The sequence below is a fragment of the Desulfobulbaceae bacterium genome (assembly GCA_013792005.1).
Taxonomy (GTDB): domain Bacteria; phylum Desulfobacterota; class Desulfobulbia; order Desulfobulbales; family VMSU01; genus VMSU01.
In genome coordinates this window covers 1-17,273 of sequence record VMSU01000167.1, presented here as the reverse complement: position 1 = coordinate 17,273, position 17,273 = coordinate 1, and the positions used below count along the sequence as shown (strand labels likewise).

The window sequence follows — 17,273 nt, the reverse complement described above, 5'->3', positions numbered from 1 at the left end:
TTGATGGTCTCGCAAAAAGTCACGGGATGGCTAAGCAAAAGGGCCGATATACAAGGCGCAGTGTGCTTTTGCGAATGAGGCCACACATATGGTGTGCCGAATGAGCAAAAGTGCGCTGCAACGCAGTAGGTCGGGCTTTTTGCGACGTCATCAAGGATGTGGTGGTGACAGAAGGCTGATTACGGTGTGAAGCTGATGAAAATTACATCCTCTGTGGTTGCATTGGCCCGCTGCCCGACTTATGAGGCTGGGGTCTTGAAGGAGCAGGTTGATCGTTTGTGCTGTGCGGTCGGTTTTCTTGTGGCACATGGTGATAAGGTGTTGTTGAAGCCGAATCTTGTTGCGGCCGGTCGTGTTGATGGTTTGGCTGTGACTCATCCGCAGGTGGTCAGGGCCATGGCGGAATGGTGCCTTGACCATGGCGCTTCGGTTTCTGTCGGTGACTCGCCAGCCTTTGGCAGTGCGGCTGCTGTCATGGACTATTGTGGCATGACTAGCGTTTTGGCAGGGTTGCCGGTAAGATGTGTCTCCTTTGTGCGTCGGAAGAAAATTGTCACCGAAAGCCAGATTGCAGTGACAGTGGCGGCAGAGGTCTTCGAGTGTGATCGGTTGGTTAATTTGCCTAAGCTTAAGGCTCACAGCCAGCTTCGTGTAACCATGGCGGTGAAGAACTATTTCGGGGTTGTCCTTGGTTGGCGTAAGGCTATGGCCCATATGCGGCACGGCGGTGGCGATGGCAAGTTTGTCCGATTGCTGGTCGATTTGCTTGCTGAGTTGCCCGGGGGAGTCAGTCTTATTGACGGTGTTGTGGCTATGCACCGTACTGGTCCGATGGATGGCGAGCCGCTCGCTGTTGGACTGCTGGGGGCGAGCCTCAATCCTATTGCCTTGGATACGGCGATGATGACGGCGCTTGGCTTGGATCATGACCTTTCTCCTCTCGGACAGGAGTGTCTGCGGCGTGGATTGCCAGGGAGTCAATTGGAGGAATTGGAATATTCGCTTCATCTGCCTCCAGAGGGTGTAGTTCTAGAGTTTTTAGTACCTGAAATTCTTGATCCTGTAAGATTTCAGGTGGGGCGGTTTTTAAGAAGCGGGATTAAGAGAATGTGCCAAAAAGGTAAGTACTTAGGTTGTCGGTTTACGGTTGACAGTTGACGGTTAGTGATCTCTATAAATGGTTGATCACTCATAGATATCAGCAACTTAGAATAATTGTAACTGTTCAGCAGTGCTACATCTGCGTTGTTATGGGCCTGCTCATGTGCGAAAAGCACACATCGCAAAAACGGGAACTGATCACCGTAAACCTGGGTAGTTATCGCAAAATGAGTATCTGCCCGGAACTGTAACGATTTAGTCGTTACCCAAAATATTGGATAAGACCGGGGTCACCCGGTAACGGAGGGAGTATGTTTAATTTGCAGGGTAAAGTGGCATTGGTGACGGGTAGTTCAAGGGGAATTGGTAAGGCTATCGCTCTCAGATTTGCCGAAAATGGGGTCAATCTGGTGGTCAATTATATCCGGCACCGGGCGGATGCCGAGGAGACAGCTCGTCTTATCGAGGCCAAAGGGGCCCGGTGTGTGGTCGTCAAGGCTAATGTCGCTGATGATGGCCATGTTCGGGCCATGTTTGAGGTAATCAAGAGTGAATATGGGCGGATTGATTTTTTGGTGAGCAATGCCGCTTCAGGTGTACTCAAACCGATGATGGAGCTTGATAGCCGCCATTGGAATTGGGCGATGGATATCAATGCCCGTGCCTTGCTGACCCTGGTGCAGCAGGCGGTGCCTTTGATGCCTGTTGGAGGCAGAATCATGGCTGTATCCAGCCTGGGTTCGGTTCGAGCGGTGGAAAATTATACTGCAGTGGGTGCGTCGAAGGCGGCGCTGGAGTCTTTGGTTCGTCATATGGCGGTAGAGCTTGGCCCTAAGGGGATTAACGTCAATACTATTAGCGCTGGGGCGGTGGATACCGAGGCGCTTAAAAAATTTCCCAATCGCCAAATAATCTTGGATACCGCTCTGGCCCGAACTCCGCTTGGGCGCCTGACCACGCCCGATGATGTGGCCGATGTCAGTCTTTTTCTCTGCAGTGATCTTGCCAAGATGATCAGCGGTCAGACCGTGGTCGTGGATGGCGGCTATTCGATTCGGGCTTAGGGTGTCGGCAATTATTGATATACCGTCTATTAACTCTCGAAACATTCGTCATTCCGGCATGTTTTTAGCCGGAATGACGAATGTTTCTTGCTGGATATCAGCTAAGGATATCCCCGTCAAGCGAGGACTGAACTGAGTGCTGATATGACGGCAAAGATAAACGGTACTTTTGTAATTTCTCCGCCTTTGACTTCTGGTGGAGCTATCGGTTGTTTCCGAAACACAGCGCCGTTTGTTCTGGCTTCGGCCTCGCCCCGTCGGCGGGAGATGCTGTCGGGGCTTGGTCTTGAGTTTGTGATCGATGCCGCCGATGCGGATGAGATGGTCTTACCCGGAGAAGGGCCGGAGGTCTTTGTCGTGCGAGTGGCGGAGGACAAGGCCCGGATTGTGGCCAGTCGTCACCCGGAAGAATGGGTGTTGGCAGCAGATACGGTGGTGGCGCTGGATGGAGAGATGCTGGGTAAACCGGTGGATGCTGCCGAGGCGATGTCGATGCTTGCCCGCTTGTCTGGTCGGTGGCATGAAGTGTGGACGGGATTCTGTCTCTGTCGGGGGGGGCAGGCAGCGAGTCGTTGTGCTGTCAGGACTGCTGTTCGGTTTGCAAATCTTACTGATCCTGTAATTTGGGCTTATGTGCGCTCCGGGGATCCTTTGGATAAGGCCGGTGGCTATGGTATTCAGTCGTTTGGAGGTTTTATGGTGCAGGAGATTAACGGCTCATACAGTAATGTGGTAGGTCTGCCATTAGCCGAGGTGGTTGCTGTGATGTTCGATCTGGGGATTGTGCAGCCTGTTGCTGCTGAGGGGAGAGCGTGTTGTTAACGCTCTTGGGGCTATTTGGGCGGACAGAATTCCGGATAATGTGTTTTCATGCACGTCGGGCAGACGCTATGGGAAAACTCAGCGTCTGAATGTTTTTGAATATATACCTCCAGGCGTTGCCAAGCGCCATGGTCGTTACGGATCTGCTTGCAGAATGAGCAGATGGGGAGTATTCCATGAAGGGTTTTGATCTGCTCTAATGCTGCTTCCAATGTTCGATTTTTTTCTTCCAGTTCCTTCTGCTTCTGCCGCAAGGCCAGTTGATTCTTGATTCGAGCCAAGAGCCGGAGTCGGCTTATCGGTTTAATGATATAATCAGCTACTCCAGCCTTGAACCCGCGGGCCTCGTCATGGTCCTCCTCCAGCACCGTTAAAAAGATAACCGGAATATCCCGCGTCCGTTCGCTTGTCTTCAGACTTTCACACACCTCGTACCCGTTGAGTCCAGGCATGATGATGTCAAGGAGGATTAGATCAATTGAGGGATTCTCATTGATCAGAGGGAGGGCCTTCGCGCCATCGCCGGTCGTAATTACTTGATACTCCTTACCCAGGATATCCTGTAATAGCCTACGGGTGGCTGGGTGGTCCTCGACGACGAGGATGGTCTGTTTTATGGGATCCATGAGAATAATATCGGATGTTGAGATGATGTTGTCAAGGTGAATATTTGTTCAGTAACCTTTCGATTGTCGAAGTCTGTGCCTGTCTATCAGTCTATTTGCCGACACCATTAAAATTTATCAAGTGAACCATGGTAGTGGCAGGCGCCACACGGTGGGTAAAAGCACGGTGCTGCGGCTTGGTGACACACAGCAGTGCAGCTTCCTGCGGGGTTTTGGTGGAGATGAAAGCCATCATTGCCAGGACTCAGTCTGGTATGGCATCGCGCACAGAGGGTGGTCCATTCTTTGTTGCATTGCGTTGGGCCTGGGCCGGCCGGCCCGTTGGCGTCGCCATACTCTGTTATGATGGCCACCTCGGCAACGCCGTTCACCTCGGGCCTTAGGAGAAAGGCGTTGGCAGAGCCATGGGGCTCGTGGCAATCAAGGCAGGATAGGACATAATCCCCTAACTTTGTATCACTGTAGGGAGGCAAGAGATCGTCTTGTCCATCCACGCCTTTTTTTCCCAGAGGAGGTAGCTATCCCCTTGCCATGTTTTTCGGTTTCCCAATCGACAGGACGGAGGTTTCTGCCCAGTCTGGTGCTGAAAATGGTGTTGATAGCATTGTGGCATTTAGTGCAGAAGACGATGAAATTGGTAGTGCTTTGAGATGCGGCAAGTGGTGTTGCGTCGCCTTTTGGCTCATACCCCCCTCCGGTATGACGGTAGAGAGCTTGATAGGTGGTGAAAGAGGAGAAGGTGCTCATGGTTTCGGCGCTTACATCTCCCCACAGCCCCCAGCCGCCAGAGCCAGCGCTGTGCAGGCTGGGGAGGGAAATAGGAGTTATTTTTTTGGCGGCATGCGGGTTGTGGCAGGCAGTACATGGGTTTGAGGTCGAGGTGAAGCCCCAATTCACGGGGGGCGTTGAAATAAAGGTTAATATCTTACTTAAGTCATGGGAAGTGCCGGTGATAGCGGGATACGAAGCGGTATCAAACGAAAAAGATTCTTCTACGCTATCCACTCCGTCATAGTATCCACCCGCCCGATAACTGTAGCTGCGGTTGTCGATACCCAATGTTTGCAGGGAGCCTACATTGGTGTGGCATTGTAAGCAGATATTGTCAGAGGAGAAGAGGACTGAAGGGTTCCCCCCTTTAAGTTCATGGCAATGGGCGCAGTTACCTTTGGCATAACCCAGGGCTGCTGTGCTGGTTCGTTCTATGCTCGTACCGTGGGCAGAGTCGGCATAGGGGCCGGCATGCAGCGGCGGGGGCGAAAAAAGAGCAGTAACAATTGAGATGGCAATAAGGACAGGCCTGAGGTGAAGGTTGCCGAGAGTAGAGTGAACGAGCTGTGGGTTCCAAAAAGGTGATAATCGCATGGAGGTGTGGGTCCTCAATCATTCTAGTGCAGGAGCGGTCAAATGTAATCATGATGGAGGGATATTTGACCCAGAAGTTGTGCGAATTGGTGGTAGTTTCAGGGACGAAATGTCAGCCGTCACAGGGTTTCTTTTCGTCACCCCAGCATGATTTCAGCTGGGGTCCAGTACGTCACAACGGTCTGGATTCCGGCTAAAATCATGCCGGAATGACGAGAAATTTTATGTGTGTACAGCTGTAAAGTAAATGTGACAAAGTAGAATTACAATTCTTTTTACTCACTGTGTCAGCAATAATACAGTGTTTTTCACTGTTTTTGGAGAAAAATCGTACGTGATCACAGGGGCCAATCTCCAGTCAAGCAAGGACTGTAAGCGGTTACAGGGTACCCCAGATGCGCGAAAGCGGCCTGTGAGCTATACACCTGTATGAGAACAGGCCGCTGACAAAGCAGATGGGGTATCCTGTAACCGCTTACGAAAAATCTGTTTCAGTGGCAGAGGAACCCTAATGGACCGGAAAAGGTCCAGCCAAGGAGCTGGATATGCTGGATAAGGTGGTAACCACCCATTCCCGCTACCATGAGTCCCGCGATTCTGGCCATCCAGGTCTTGGTTTTGGTACTAAGCGGGGAGGCTAAGGGGCGGCGGTTGAGCCAGCCGATGGCGCTGCCGAACACAAAAAGAGCCGGGGTGGTTCCCAGACCGAACACCAACATGGTGAGGCCTCCGGTGAGAGGGGAGGTAGTCTGGGCAGCGGTGATGGCCATGGCGTAAGAGAAGCCGCAGGGCAGAAAACCCATCAGCAGGCCGAGCGGCAGGGCCGTGATGGCTTCTGGTCTGCTGGGCAGATGTCCGACAATGCGGGTGATGACTGTTGCCGGAGCGGAGGATTCGAGGCGGAAGAGGGTAAGTCTGCTAAACAACCCGGCGGTGCCTAAGCCGGCCGCAATGATGAATAGATCAGAGCCGATGAGCGCCAGGCGCATCACCCCGTGAAAGGAGTTGGCGTAGGCCAGGACCGAGCCCAGCCAACCCACTGTCACGCCGACTATGCTGTAGGTGGCAATCCGTCCACCATGGTAGAGGATAAGGAACAGAAAGGGACTCACCCGTTGGGGCATGGTCATGGACAGGGCGGTGATCAATCCGCCGCACATGCCGAGGCAGTGGGCGGACCCAAGGAAGCCGGTCATCAGCGCCATAGTGTAAATCGGATTACTCTTCATCGTCGTCCATCATCCGATATTTAGGGCCTTCGATGTCATCGAACTCTCCTTTTTTGACTGCCCAGATAAAGATAAGCCAAGCGGCAAGCCCTAAGAATAGCGAGAGGATGATAAGGGTAATGGTTGATGTCAGCATCGGTGAGTGACTTCCCGCAGGGTAAGTTAGGTATTCATCAAGGGTGGGTTAGGCCGTCAGGTCGCAAACCAACTATTAACACGGAATTCTTTTCAAGCGAAGAGAGTTTCCGATTACGCAAATTGAACTCGCAGCCATGGCGCCGGCGGCGTGGATGGGTGTGAGGTATCCGGTGGCAGCCAGTGGCAGCATCAGGATATTGTAGACAAAGGCCCAGAACAGGTTTTGATGGATGATGCTGAGAGTCATGCGGGCGATACTGATTGCCTGTGCCACCTTGCCGAGATCAGGGCGCGTCAGGGCGATGTCTGCGTTGTCAAGTGCGATGTCCGAACTCCCTGCCATCGCGCAACCAACGGTGGCAGCACTGAGGGCCGGGGCATCGTTAATGCCATCGCCGACCATGAGGACTGAGCGACCTTGACTTTGGTTTGATGCCACCCAGGAGGCCTTCTGGTCCGGAGTGAGCCGGGCGAAAAAGGGTATTGCCAACGGACCAGCAATCCTCTGCGCGGCTGACTCATGGTCTCCTGTCAACATGACTGGTTCGATATTGAGTGACTTGAGCCTGGTAATCGTGGCTGGCGCTTCGGGGCGGACGGCATCATCAAGGTAAATGGCGCCCTGATACTGGCGGTCAATCGCCAGATGGACCTCGGTGAGAGACTGTGGTGTTTGGGCTTGCGGGATGCTTACCCCATGCTTGGCTAAGAAATCCCTGGTACCGGCCCGGATGATGCTGTTTTCGGAGGTCAGTTCCAGGCCCTGACCAGGAACTGAGTGGACTGGAGCGGTGGTTACTGATAGCCTTCTCTCGGAAGCCGCACGCATGATTCCTCGGGCTAAGGGGTGTGTCGAGCTATGTTCGAGCTGGGCGGCGAGGCTCAGGAGTTCGTTTTCCGTACCTTTGACCGGAGCGATCTCTTTGACCTGGGGTTGGCCACGAGTGATAGTGCCGGTTTTGTCTAAGGCCACCGTCCGCACGTGGGCTGTCGCTTCCAGGATATCGCCGCCACGGAAGAGGATGCCTTGCGCCGCTGCAGCGCCGGTGGCGACCAGCACCGCAGTTGGAGTAGCAAGGCCCAGTGCGCAGGGACAGGCGACCACCAGAACGGCGACTCCGTTGAGGATGGCGTTGCTAGAGTCGTTCTCGATCAGCAGCCAGTAGAGGAAGGTCAGGGTGGATACGGAGATCACCAGGGGAACAAAGATGACCGCTATTTTGTCGGCTAATGATTGAATCGGAGCCTTGCGGGACTGGGCTTCTTCCACCAGTCGGATGATCCGGGCAATGAAGGAGTCTTTGGCTGGCCGGGTCACCGACACCTCGACACTGCAGGTCAGGTTGAGTGCGCCAGCGATTATTGACTCACCTGGTCCATGGCACACCGGCATGGCCTCGCCGGTTACGATAGCCTCATCGGTTTCGGTTGTGCCATGAATGATGGCGCCATCAACCGGGAAACGCTGTCCTGGCGGGACCAGGATTCGATCTCCTGGCTTCAGGCTGGAACTCGGGACCTGCTCAGGGTCTCCGCTGTCGTTTAGACGGGTCGCAAGCTCCGGGTTTAAGCGCAGCAGTCGGTCAATGCCGCTGCCTGCCATGCTGCGGGCAGCGTTTTCCAGCAGACGGCCCAAGAGGATCAGAGTAACGATCATGGCTGCAGTATCAAAGTAGACTTCCATGCCGCGGGTCATGGCCCATAGGCTGTATCCATAGGCGACCAGCACCCCGAGGCTGATCAATAGGTCCATGTTGGGGGCACGGTTGCGAAGGGAGTTCCAGGCCCCGGAGAGAAATGGAAATCCTGAATAGAAGACAACCGGCGTGGTGACCACGGCGGCAAATATCTGCATGATGTTACGAGTCATCGGGTCGATGCCCTGAAGATATCCGGCGTAGAGGGCCAACGAATAGCCCATCAGCTGCATGGACAGGAAGGAGGCGGCGCCAAAGCGGATCAACAGGCTGCGATGGGCTTCGTCGGCCTGACGTTGCGCCGCCTCCCGGGTAAAGGGCCGGGCGAGATAGCCGATACGGCTTAAAGCGGGAATCAGGGCGCTGGCGTTAGTGGTCTGGTTATTAAAGATGAGTTGCAGGCGATGGTTGCTAAAGTTAACTCGGGCAGAGATGACTCCTGGCTGGGATGAGAGGATTTTTTCGATCAGCCAAACACAGGTGGCACAGCGGATGCCCTCAATGAGTAGGGAAATCTCTGTTCCGGTTTCGGTCTGGCGGATGAACTGCGCCAGGTACTCTTCATGGTACGTAGTTTGAAAAACAGCATCAGGAACGCCCTGTTCGGACCAATCCCGGCGCTGGTAAAACTGGCCGAGTCCTGCGCCGGTGATGATGCGGTAGGCCCCTTGGCAGCCGTGGCAGCAGAAGGTCGTGGCTTGACCGTTGATTGAGTCCTCAATCAGGACCGGTTGGCAGGGCAGGGCACAGTGGCTGCAGGTGGGGATGGCTGGCGAAGTCACAGGTCAGCTTTCCTGGTTAATGAGTATTTGACGCTGGGTTGTGGCTTGATTTTTACTGAGAGTCAGGGTTGCTGAGACTGAGGGGGGGAGTCCTTCGGGAAGTGTCCCAGAATAGTGACCATTGCCGATATCCGACAGAGTAAGGGGCATGATTGCGGACTTTTTGGTTGAATCTGAGGGGAAAGCGATCACAGCTTGACAGCCGAGGATGATGTTTTGTCGGGAGTCGGCAACCTTGATGGTCAGGGTTCTGCCCTCAAGACGTGGCGTGATGGACCAGCCGGAGCTGGCTGCGGTCTGGGCATCAAGAGTCGAGCTGTGGTATTTCAGGCCGTGGGCATAGTAATCAGGATCAGAGATGGGACTGACCCCGGAGGCGGCGCGATCGAATGACCACCAGGAGAAGACGACAAAGGCAGAAACTAAGGCGAGAATAAAGAAGGGCCAGCGGGCGGAGTTTTTATTGGTAGTCATAAGCATCATGGTTTTGGTTTGCCGCTGATCTCAGCGGGAGTGATGTAGGCGGCTATCGTTAGTCGGGAATTGTCTTCTAGCGCTATCAGGGTGAAGGTGATTGGCATTGGGGCCGGCCCGGGGATTTTGGGGCTGTCGATCGCCAGGGTCAGGGGGTGTTTTTCGTTACCAGCTAAAGTGAAGCTGGTGGGGCCTCTGATGGTCATGGACTCATCGTTGACGTCGGTCACGGAGATGGTAAATTTTTGTTCCGTCTCCCGGCGGTTGGTGATGGAACCGCTGAAAAAGGTTTGTTGACGGCCACTGTCCGTCAGCCGGGAGGCTAACAGGGCGGCCCGGCCAATCTTAAAGTTGGCTACCGGACGGTGGCTGGCAAGGAACAGAGTTGCGCTGCTGAGTGCGGTTACGATCAAGGCCAGGGCTATGGTCTTGGCGCTGATGATGGCGTGCCAGCCTAAATCGTCCAGCCCGAAGGTGTAACGGATGATTCCCTCTTCTCCGCGGTTGCTCATGATCTGACGACAGGCATCCAGGCATAGCGCACAGTTGATGCATTCGATCTGGGGACCTTTTCTGATGTCGATGCCGGTCGGGCAGATCCTGAGACAGGACTTGCAGTCGATACAGCGGTGGAGTTCTTCCTGGGGGGCTTGCAGGGTCAGGGTCCCTTTGTCCAGTAAGATTGTCTGGAATCGCCCGTAGGGACAAAAATCCTGGCAGAACAGGCGCCGGATAAAGAGTAGATCGACCATGATCAGTCCTGTAATAACCAGGGTTGTGCCTACAGGCCAGACCCCGAGCTTTCCAGACACCAGAAGAGTGAGGTATTGAGCGGGGGGCATGAAGTACCAGACAAAGGTCGCCCCGGCCCACAGGCTGATCAGGATAAAGCCAAGGTGCCGGAGCGGGCGAAGATGTTTGTGTCTGTTCAGCCAGTCGGCAGTATCGGACAGGGCTGTTTGCGGACAGACCCAGCCGCACCAGACCCGACCCAGAATGAGCGTAATCAGGATAAACAGGAAGATGAGGGCAAGAGCAAAGAGCCAAACCAGATACAGTTCTTCTATCCGGAAGCGATGCCCGGCAAGTTCCAGGGTCAATGTGGGGATATTCAGGCGGAGCAGGGCTCCGCCATCAGAGTTTACAAAGGGTATTATCGCCACCAGGGCGGTTAATGACCATTGAAAGGCCCGGCGCCAAGGGCTGAAAGAAAAGTGACGGGCCATGAAAAAAATAATTTAAATATTCAACGGGTTGGGCAACAATGGAAGCGCGGTGCCACGAGGTGGGATTAGTTCCGCTGGCCGGCCATCAGTAGCTCGATTCATGCTGTTATTGCTGCCCTGAGGCAGGGGTGGTTTGATGTTTTGTGTGATAGTTCTGCATCTTTTCCTGGAACTCGCCGTGTGATGTCCAGCCACTGAGTAGGAAATAGGCCGAGAAGATTACAGCCCAAATAATCAGGCCGTAGTAGAGGATGTTGAAGTAGGTTGGCGGGGGATTTTCCCGGTTCTCCTTGATGCCGTCGAATTTTTCTGCTGTAGAGTCCTTCATAGGTGTCTCCTTATGTCGGTGAATAATCTTTTAGTGGAGGTCGGTTGAGTTGCGTGCACTCCGACACCCAGAGCTGAAAGAGCCTTGGGTTACAGGCCTTTTGGCCTGTAACCCAAGGCATACGAGTGAAGATCAGTCGTCGTCAAGCATCCGGTATTTGGGGGACTCGATCTCATCCTTTCGCTTGCGGTTGAAGGTTCTGGTGACAATAACCGCGAAGATAATGAACAAGCCAATGGTCACGCCGAGATAGAGGATACTGGCCAGATCGATCATTGGATCGCGTCCTTTCTATGCTCCATGGTTTCATGCTCGGTATGGTGATATTTCAGATAGATAATGATTTTCCAGATCTTGTTGGCTCCGAGTTTGGCGAAACCTGGCATGCTGCCTTCGATACCATCGTGGATAAGAGTGAACATTTCATTCTCGTCAAAATCTCCCATATTGGTCAGCGGCGGACCGATATCGTTACTTTCCGCGTTGGGTTTCATGATAATGTCATGGCAAACTTCGCAGTTGTGTTCAAAAAGGATATTTCCTTCGTTGATAGTCGCTTCGTCATGTTTGTAGGGGTTGTTGAGCTGCCCGACAATGGCGGTCTTGGTCTGCTGCCGCCACGGGATGTCGTTGCCCAGTTTTTGGAGGTAAGCGACCAGCGCGTCAAGTTCGGTCTTGCCGGTGAGGGCCGTGATCTCTTCCGGGGTATAGGGGAAGTCAAGGACCTTCATTTTCTTCTCAGTGTATGCCGGATCAAGTTGTACGGCTTCCAGAAAGGTGTAGGATGGCATATTGGATTGGGGGATCATCACGGTTGGCTGCTTCATATGCTGAACGTGCCAGGCGTCAGGGTATTTGCCGCCGATGCGTGCGAGATCCGGACCGGTGCGGCGCGATCCCCAGAGGTGAGGTTGATCGTAAACGAATTCTCCTGATTTAGAGTAATCGCCATAGCGTAGGACCTCGGCCACTAAGGGACGAATGGTCTGGGTGTGGCAGTTGTTGCACCCTTCGCGGATGTAGACATCACGTCCAGCCAGTTGCAGTGCGGTATAGGGTGTGACGGTATCGATACGGTCTGCCTCAGTGTTAACCCATTTGAAGGGCAGGACCATGGTGATAACGGTTCCGACCAGGATGGCCAGGGTTGCCAGGATAAGTAAGAGGACTGGTTTTTTCTCCCACATGATAGTCTCCTCCTTTAAGCGTTCTGAGCAGCCGGTGCAAACACAGCTTTGGGGCTGCGGGCTGTCATGATCAGGTTGTAGATGAAGACCAGTACGCCGGCCAGGTAGATGACGCCGCTCACCGCTCGGATGGTCCAGTAGGGGTACATTTGGGCCAGGGTTTCGACAAAGGTGAAGCTCAGGCTGCCGTCCGGGTTGATGCTGTGCCACATTGAGGCCTGTTGAACACCGGCGATCCACATTGAAACCGAATAGATAAGTTGGCCGACCAGTACCAGCCAGAAATGGAGGTTAGCGAGGCCGATGCTATAGATTTCCCGGTTATAGATGTGGGGGAGGATGTAGTAGATCCCGGCAAAGAGGACCATTGAGACCCAGCCCATGGTCCCCATGTGGACATGGCCTGGAATCCACTCAGTGTAGTGGATGAAGGCAGAGAAGGAGCGTACCGCCTGCGATGGTCCTTGAAGGGTCTGCAGACCGTAGAAGGTGATGCCCAGGATCAGAAATTTGACCAGGTAGTTGTCCCGCATCTGGTGCCACTGACCGCCCATGGTGAGGTAGCCGTTGAAGACCGATCCCCAGGACGGGGCAATGAGCATGATCGAGAAGGCCATGGCGAGGGTCTGGACCCAGTCAGGTACTGGAGTCCACAGCAGATGATGGGCGCCGGTCCATAGGTACATGAAAATCAGGCTCCAGAAGGCGATGATCGAGATCCGGTGGCTGTAAATAGGGGCGCCGGTAGTCTTGGGCAGAAAATAATAAAAAATTGCCAGTGGCGGGGTGGTAAGGACCATGGCCACGGCGTTATGACCAAACCACCATTGGACATTGGCGTCGTTGGTGCCGGCATAGGCGGAATACGACTTGAAAAGGGAGACCGGGATCTCGGCGGCATTGACCAGGTAGAGCACCGCTACTCCGACCAGGGTGGCCAGCATGTACCACAAGGAGATGTACATGTGCTCTTCCCGACGCTTGACGATGGTCATGATGATATTAATCGAGAAGATTACCCAGAGAATGACCACCATGATATCGAGGGGCCACTCCAGCTCATGGTACTCTTTTGAGGTGTTGAAGCCCAGGAGCAGGGTAACTGCTGCTGCGATGATGGTGGCGTTAAAAAAGTAGAGCTGAAAGCGAGCTAGGCCTTCACTCCATAGGGGACGTCGGCACAGGCGTTGAACAATATAGTAGAACAGGGCGAAAAAACTGCCAATGCCCCAGCCGAAGATGCCGGCATTGGTGTGTAATGGCCGGAGCCTGCCGTAGGTCAGGTAGGGGGCTAGGTTAAGGTTAGGATAGACCAGCTGAAACGAGATCAGCACCCCCACCAGAACAGCCACGATGCCCCAGAGAAGACTCCAGTGCACGTAACTTTTGACGATGTCATAGTTGTAGTCCGTTTTTTCCATACCGCCTCCTTGTTTTAATTACGAATTATCAATTACGAAATTACTAATTTCTTTGTGACTGCTCAGGTTGTCGATTTGCGGTTGTCAGTTAACGGTTAGTGATTTCGACAAATAACTGAACATTCACAGATACTATCAACATAGAATGATTCATGATAGTTGTGAGTTTGTTAACCGTAAACCGGTCACTGATCACCGCCAACCAGAGTAGTTACATTTCTTCACCACACCGCCCGGATTCCTTGATCTTTGCGGATGGAGTCCACTTCCCGTTCTAAATCAACGCGCCATTCGGCATGGATTCTGGCCGATGAGGGGGCGATCAGTTCCGGGAGGCCGTAGACTAGGCGGTCCGAAGCTCCACTGGCCTCGATCACCGCTTCAATGGAGCGTGCCCCGAAACTGTATTTGGCGAGCAGTAGCCGCAGGAGCAGTCCTGAAGTCTTGCGGGCTGCCTTTTTCCAGTGAGTGTCCATCTGGTGGGCGATGATGAAGGCCCGTTTCATCAGGATCCGGCGCAGCTCCTCCAGCTGTTCCTGGGTAGCAGAGCGGGAGAAGAGTTCGTCGGAGAGTTCGATGCCATCAATGTCCAGCACTACTCGCAAGCGGCTCATGAAGTCGGGAATTTTTAAAGTCTTGGCTCGGAGCAGGGCCTCTGGGTTTGACGGGTCGATGAGCCGTTCCATCTCCTCCCAGCTGGCCTTGACCCCGCCGGCGAAGGCGAAGATTGAACGACCGATGTTGTACGGCGTTCCGTGGACATAGGTTACTCCGTCCTGCATCGAGGGCAGGAAGTAACGGAGATAGCCAAACTCATTGCCGTCGTAACGGCAGTCGAATTCGTCCCAGAAGACGATGGGGACCTTGCCTTTGGCCACTGAGGCCCGGATTGGTTCAATGGCCGAGTTGATCTCCTCCGGGCCGGTGAATTGGGTCATGTTGAATTCAAAAAATTCAAAGGGGTTGGCTGCAAATTTTTTAGAGACGACTCGGGCCACCTCCTTGACCGAAAAGGATTTTCCTGAACCGGGGGGGCCAAATACCCCCAGGCACAATGGCCGCTGGAAACTCTCCCTCGAGACGTAAGAGTCCATGACATTCTGCAGGGTGATTACCGGCTCGATCTCTGCCGGATCAGTAGTCCGCAGGTTGCCAACATGGTAGAGGCGTAATTTTTCAAAGCCACGCTTCCAGCTAACCTCTTCCTTGAGGTGGTGGAGGACGTCAATGATAATGGCCAGGTGTCCGGCGGGCAATGCGCGGACCTCCTCACGTTCGGTGCAGTAGGGATCTTTGGGAGGAAAGAAAGCGCGGAGGGCCCTTTTTTTCTGGTTGTTCCAGGTCTGACTTGAGACCAGTTCGAGGGCGTGATTGAACTCAGAGCGTTGGACGGGGAGTTCAATAAAGCAAGGGTCGTGAGGAGCCTGGGCGGAACATTCCGCCAGGTCTGGGGTCTCGGAGCTGAAGTCGAGGTTCGGCAGAGCTAGCTCGTTATTGAAGGCATAGCCTTGGTGGTGGAGGAAGTGCCAGTTGGTCAGGACTCGTTTGGAAAAGTCATAGAAGTAGTTGCGGCAGAATACCGGGCGGCCGCTTGACAGGCAATCTCTTGCCAGCATTGAGGTGACCAGGGTGTCGTAGCAGGGAACTGACCCCTGGTGTCGGGGTGAACTCTTCTGGGGCAGGCACCCCGGTCGATGGCGAAAAAAGGCCCCGTCCGGCCCCAGGTACAGCAGGCCGTGGGGGAACATTTCCACCATCACATGGCAGCGGAAGCGTTTTTGGCTGTTGTCCCACAGTCCCACCTCAGGGGAGCGCAACGCCCGGATCGACATGGCGACGATCGTCTCCCAATTGACTGAGCTGTCCATCTCCATCCGGGTAGTTTCTAGATCTGCAAGGCGGCAGAAAAGGTGAAATTGTTCTTTGAAGAGGTTGGCCCAGTCTTCCCAGTGGGCGACACTGATGCCCATGGCGATGATCCAGGCATCCTTGTTTGCGGCCTTGATCTGTTTTGCTTGACACGGAGGGCGGCCCGAGTCGTCGATGATGATGATCCCGGTGTTGTCATTCAGCGCTGCTTCATTATATGGGGTAGTGACGAGCTGGTTGCAGACCGGTTTGCGCCCCTCAGGTGGCAGGATCTGGTGGAACATGAACCAGCCGTGACCGGGGTGTTTGGTGTAATCCCGTTTACGGAAGATTTGATAGACTTCTTTCGGGTCACCGTACGTCAGGGTTTCGAGCTGAGGCCTATCGGTTACGCCCGCCAAGGTGGATTCCAACCAGGTTCGGCACTGTTCGAGACGGCCATGTTCAATAGTGATTCGTCCGGCCATCAGTTCGATGAAGTCGCCCGGATTGTATCCGTATGCCGGGAGGCTGCCTTCGGCGAGCAGACTGACTTCTTTGATGGGCAGGTTGATGATCCTGATGTCGGAGCCGAGAAAAAGCAGTTTGGATGGATCTGTCATGGCAAGGTCTCCGGAGCAGGGGGCGTCTCAAGGACGGGAAAGCAGGCATTCCCACGGGCGAGGATGGCAAAGGTGGCTTCCCGTAGTGTTTGCCGGAGTTGTTTCCGGGCTTGGCTCCAGACGAGGTTTGCAGAACAGTTTATGCTGGCGGAGCAGGACGCTGGATTAGTGGTGCACTCATTTAAGGTAATCTCGCCGATGATCGCCTCGACTACGGCTAGCATGGTAAGCTCTTCAGGGCGCTGGCGAAGGCTGTATCCACCCTTTGCCCCTTGTTTAATGGTGATAATATTGGCTTTGGCCAGATCTTGGGCGATTTTGGCTAAAAACGGATCTGGAATATTGGCTTGATCCGCGATCTCCTGGCGGCTGACCAAAGCGTCCCGTCTTTTTTTTGCAAGATACAGGACGCAGCGAACCGCGTATTCGGCAGCCATGGTGATTTTCATCGCATTCTCTGTTGAGATAAATAAGATAATTTTTATCCTATTTATCTTGTTTGAGGGTGTGGTGTCAAGAAAAAAGTCTCTACGACTTGAGACAGGGGTGCTGCACTCAGTCTGGACTGCGGTTTATGGGGTCTGTCCCCAGCGTGATCCGAAAGGTTGGGCTGGCTGTGACTATTTAACTCCCTTACTGTTCAAGAATGGAGCGTATTTTTTGTCAGTGCCGAGGATATGCTTGTCGAGCCATTGTTGGAGGAAGTCCATGACGTCCAGGGTAATGGTGACTTTCCCCTGCTCAAACTGTTGCTGAAGCGCCAGTACCTTTGAGGTCATTTTATGGTGCTTGTCTTTGTGGTCAGTAGAATCAGGATAACCATGAGTGTCGAAGAGCTTTTCTTCCAAGGCAAAATGACTGGCACAGTAAGTGATCAAGTCGCTAAGAATCTTGCCAAGGACAGTTTTGGCTTGGCCTTTTGCCATCGCATCATGCAAGGCGTTAATCAGTTCAATAAGTTTTTTGTGCTGTTGGTCGATTTCTGCAATTCCAACGCTGTACGTGTCAGTCCAGGACATAATGGGCATAACTACTCTCCTATGTTTTAAGTATCGGGTGAAAGATTGCAATATTTTATGTCAGTAGGGGGCAGGGCCACTCATCACTGCTGCTGGTAGGACTGGGGGTGATGGGCCTGTTTGCAAGCTATAATGAAGAGCTGCTGTTTGTCAAGTACACTTTTATGGTTGATGATGGATGGTTTTACTGGAAAGGTACCTGGGCGATTGCAGTGTTAAGAGGGTCTCAGTTGCTGAAGTAAAGCAGAGTCAGGCGTTGAAAAATAGTAAACGTTCACCGGGCACTCCATCTGCTTCGCAGTCTCGCAAACTCGCTTAGCTGT

At 53.6% G+C, this 17,273-nt stretch carries 18 protein-coding genes; 3 read left to right on the top strand and 15 right to left on the bottom strand.

The annotated features are described in order from the left end of the window. Window positions 1–195: 195 nt before the first annotated feature. The 3 genes from FP815_10620 (at window position 196) to maf (ending at window position 2,987) form a co-directional block, all read left to right on the top strand. Window positions 196–1,158, top strand: coding sequence for a DUF362 domain-containing protein (locus tag FP815_10620; protein ID MBA3015389.1), 963 nt, complete (start codon window positions 196–198; stop codon window positions 1,156–1,158). Window positions 1,159–1,421: 263 nt separating this feature from the next. Next, window positions 1,422–2,165, top strand: a complete 744-nt coding sequence (gene fabL, locus FP815_10615; GenBank protein MBA3015388.1) for an enoyl-[acyl-carrier-protein] reductase FabL — start codon at window positions 1,422–1,424, stop codon at window positions 2,163–2,165. A 144-nt stretch (window positions 2,166–2,309) separates the two neighbouring features. Then, window positions 2,310–2,987, top strand: coding sequence for a septum formation protein Maf (gene maf, locus FP815_10610; GenBank protein ID MBA3015387.1), 678 nt, complete (start codon window positions 2,310–2,312; stop codon window positions 2,985–2,987). A gap of 11 nt (window positions 2,988–2,998) precedes the next feature. On the opposite strand, the gene FP815_10605 is transcribed toward maf, so the two are convergent. From FP815_10605 to FP815_10535, 15 genes are all read right to left on the bottom strand, one after another. After that, the gene (locus FP815_10605; protein ID MBA3015386.1) at window positions 2,999–3,613 is read right to left on the bottom strand and encodes a response regulator; all 615 of its coding nucleotides are present in this window, start codon (window positions 3,611–3,613) and stop codon (window positions 2,999–3,001) included. Between the two features lie 107 nt (window positions 3,614–3,720). Further along, complete coding sequence (locus FP815_10600; protein ID MBA3015385.1) at window positions 3,721–4,122, bottom strand: cytochrome c3 family protein; 402 nt, start codon at window positions 4,120–4,122, stop codon at window positions 3,721–3,723. Then, window positions 4,070–4,978, bottom strand: coding sequence for a hypothetical protein (locus FP815_10595; GenBank protein MBA3015384.1), 909 nt, complete (start codon window positions 4,976–4,978; stop codon window positions 4,070–4,072). Before FP815_10595 ends, FP815_10600 begins: the two co-directional genes overlap by 53 nt. Before the next feature lie 491 nt (window positions 4,979–5,469). Beyond that, window positions 5,470–6,207, bottom strand: coding sequence for a sulfite exporter TauE/SafE family protein (locus FP815_10590; protein ID MBA3015383.1), 738 nt, complete (start codon window positions 6,205–6,207; stop codon window positions 5,470–5,472). Then, complete coding sequence (gene ccoS, locus FP815_10585; GenBank protein ID MBA3015382.1) at window positions 6,197–6,343, bottom strand: cbb3-type cytochrome oxidase assembly protein CcoS; 147 nt, start codon at window positions 6,341–6,343, stop codon at window positions 6,197–6,199. Before ccoS ends, FP815_10590 begins: the two co-directional genes overlap by 11 nt. Window positions 6,344–6,418: 75 nt before the next feature. Next, window positions 6,419–8,824: a heavy metal translocating P-type ATPase gene (locus FP815_10580; GenBank protein ID MBA3015381.1), complete on the bottom strand. Its 2,406-nt coding sequence runs from the start codon at window positions 8,822–8,824 to the stop codon at window positions 6,419–6,421. 3 nt (window positions 8,825–8,827) lie between these two features. Further along, window positions 8,828–9,307, bottom strand: a complete 480-nt coding sequence (locus FP815_10575; protein ID MBA3015380.1) for a hypothetical protein — start codon at window positions 9,305–9,307, stop codon at window positions 8,828–8,830. After that, window positions 9,304–10,524 (bottom strand): 4Fe-4S binding protein, encoded by a 1,221-nt coding sequence (locus tag FP815_10570; GenBank protein ID MBA3015379.1) that lies wholly within the window; start codon window positions 10,522–10,524, stop codon window positions 9,304–9,306. The genes FP815_10575 and FP815_10570 overlap by 4 nt, the downstream gene beginning before the upstream one ends. 106 nt (window positions 10,525–10,630) lie before the next feature. Beyond that, window positions 10,631–10,852 (bottom strand): hypothetical protein, encoded by a 222-nt coding sequence (locus tag FP815_10565; GenBank protein MBA3015378.1) that lies wholly within the window; start codon window positions 10,850–10,852, stop codon window positions 10,631–10,633. A 132-nt stretch (window positions 10,853–10,984) separates the two neighbouring features. Further along, window positions 10,985–11,125: a CcoQ/FixQ family Cbb3-type cytochrome c oxidase assembly chaperone gene (locus FP815_10560; protein ID MBA3015377.1), complete on the bottom strand. Its 141-nt coding sequence runs from the start codon at window positions 11,123–11,125 to the stop codon at window positions 10,985–10,987. Beyond that, entirely contained in the window at window positions 11,125–12,039 is a 915-nt protein-coding gene (locus FP815_10555) for a cytochrome C oxidase Cbb3 (GenBank protein MBA3015376.1), read from the bottom strand. Before FP815_10555 ends, FP815_10560 begins: the two co-directional genes overlap by 1 nt. 14 nt (window positions 12,040–12,053) lie before the next feature. After that, window positions 12,054–13,460 (bottom strand): cytochrome C oxidase Cbb3, encoded by a 1,407-nt coding sequence (locus FP815_10550; protein MBA3015375.1) that lies wholly within the window; start codon window positions 13,458–13,460, stop codon window positions 12,054–12,056. 221 nt (window positions 13,461–13,681) lie between these two features. Next, on the bottom strand, window positions 13,682–15,931 hold the full coding sequence (locus FP815_10545; protein MBA3015374.1) for an ATP-binding protein: 2,250 nt from the start codon (window positions 15,929–15,931) through the stop codon (window positions 13,682–13,684). Then, window positions 15,928–16,380, bottom strand: coding sequence for an Rrf2 family transcriptional regulator (locus FP815_10540; protein MBA3015373.1), 453 nt, complete (start codon window positions 16,378–16,380; stop codon window positions 15,928–15,930). Before FP815_10540 ends, FP815_10545 begins: the two co-directional genes overlap by 4 nt. Before the next feature lie 171 nt (window positions 16,381–16,551). Then, window positions 16,552–16,959 (bottom strand): bacteriohemerythrin, encoded by a 408-nt coding sequence (locus tag FP815_10535; GenBank protein MBA3015372.1) that lies wholly within the window; start codon window positions 16,957–16,959, stop codon window positions 16,552–16,554. Window positions 16,960–17,273: the final 314 nt, after the last annotated feature.

Coding starts and splice junctions, on each gene's coding strand:
- FP815_10545 (MBA3015374.1), bottom strand. CDS start 15,931: ATGACAGATCCATCCAAACTGCTTTTTCTCGGCTCCGACATCAGGATC.
- FP815_10575 (MBA3015380.1), bottom strand. CDS start 9,307: ATGATGCTTATGACTACCAATAAAAACTCCGCCCGCTGGCCCTTCTTT.
- FP815_10540 (MBA3015373.1), bottom strand. CDS start 16,380: ATGAAAATCACCATGGCTGCCGAATACGCGGTTCGCTGCGTCCTGTAT.
- FP815_10605 (MBA3015386.1), bottom strand. CDS start 3,613: ATGGATCCCATAAAACAGACCATCCTCGTCGTCGAGGACCACCCAGCC.
- maf (MBA3015387.1), top strand. CDS start 2,310: ATGACGGCAAAGATAAACGGTACTTTTGTAATTTCTCCGCCTTTGACT.
- FP815_10590 (MBA3015383.1), bottom strand. CDS start 6,207: ATGAAGAGTAATCCGATTTACACTATGGCGCTGATGACCGGCTTCCTT.
- FP815_10620 (MBA3015389.1), top strand. CDS start 196: ATGAAAATTACATCCTCTGTGGTTGCATTGGCCCGCTGCCCGACTTAT.
- FP815_10570 (MBA3015379.1), bottom strand. CDS start 10,524: ATGGCCCGTCACTTTTCTTTCAGCCCTTGGCGCCGGGCCTTTCAATGG.
- FP815_10595 (MBA3015384.1), bottom strand. CDS start 4,978: ATGCGATTATCACCTTTTTGGAACCCACAGCTCGTTCACTCTACTCTC.
- FP815_10535 (MBA3015372.1), bottom strand. CDS start 16,959: ATGCCCATTATGTCCTGGACTGACACGTACAGCGTTGGAATTGCAGAA.
- FP815_10555 (MBA3015376.1), bottom strand. CDS start 12,039: ATGTGGGAGAAAAAACCAGTCCTCTTACTTATCCTGGCAACCCTGGCC.
- ccoS (MBA3015382.1), bottom strand. CDS start 6,343: ATGCTGACATCAACCATTACCCTTATCATCCTCTCGCTATTCTTAGGG.
- FP815_10565 (MBA3015378.1), bottom strand. CDS start 10,852: ATGAAGGACTCTACAGCAGAAAAATTCGACGGCATCAAGGAGAACCGG.
- FP815_10550 (MBA3015375.1), bottom strand. CDS start 13,460: ATGGAAAAAACGGACTACAACTATGACATCGTCAAAAGTTACGTGCAC.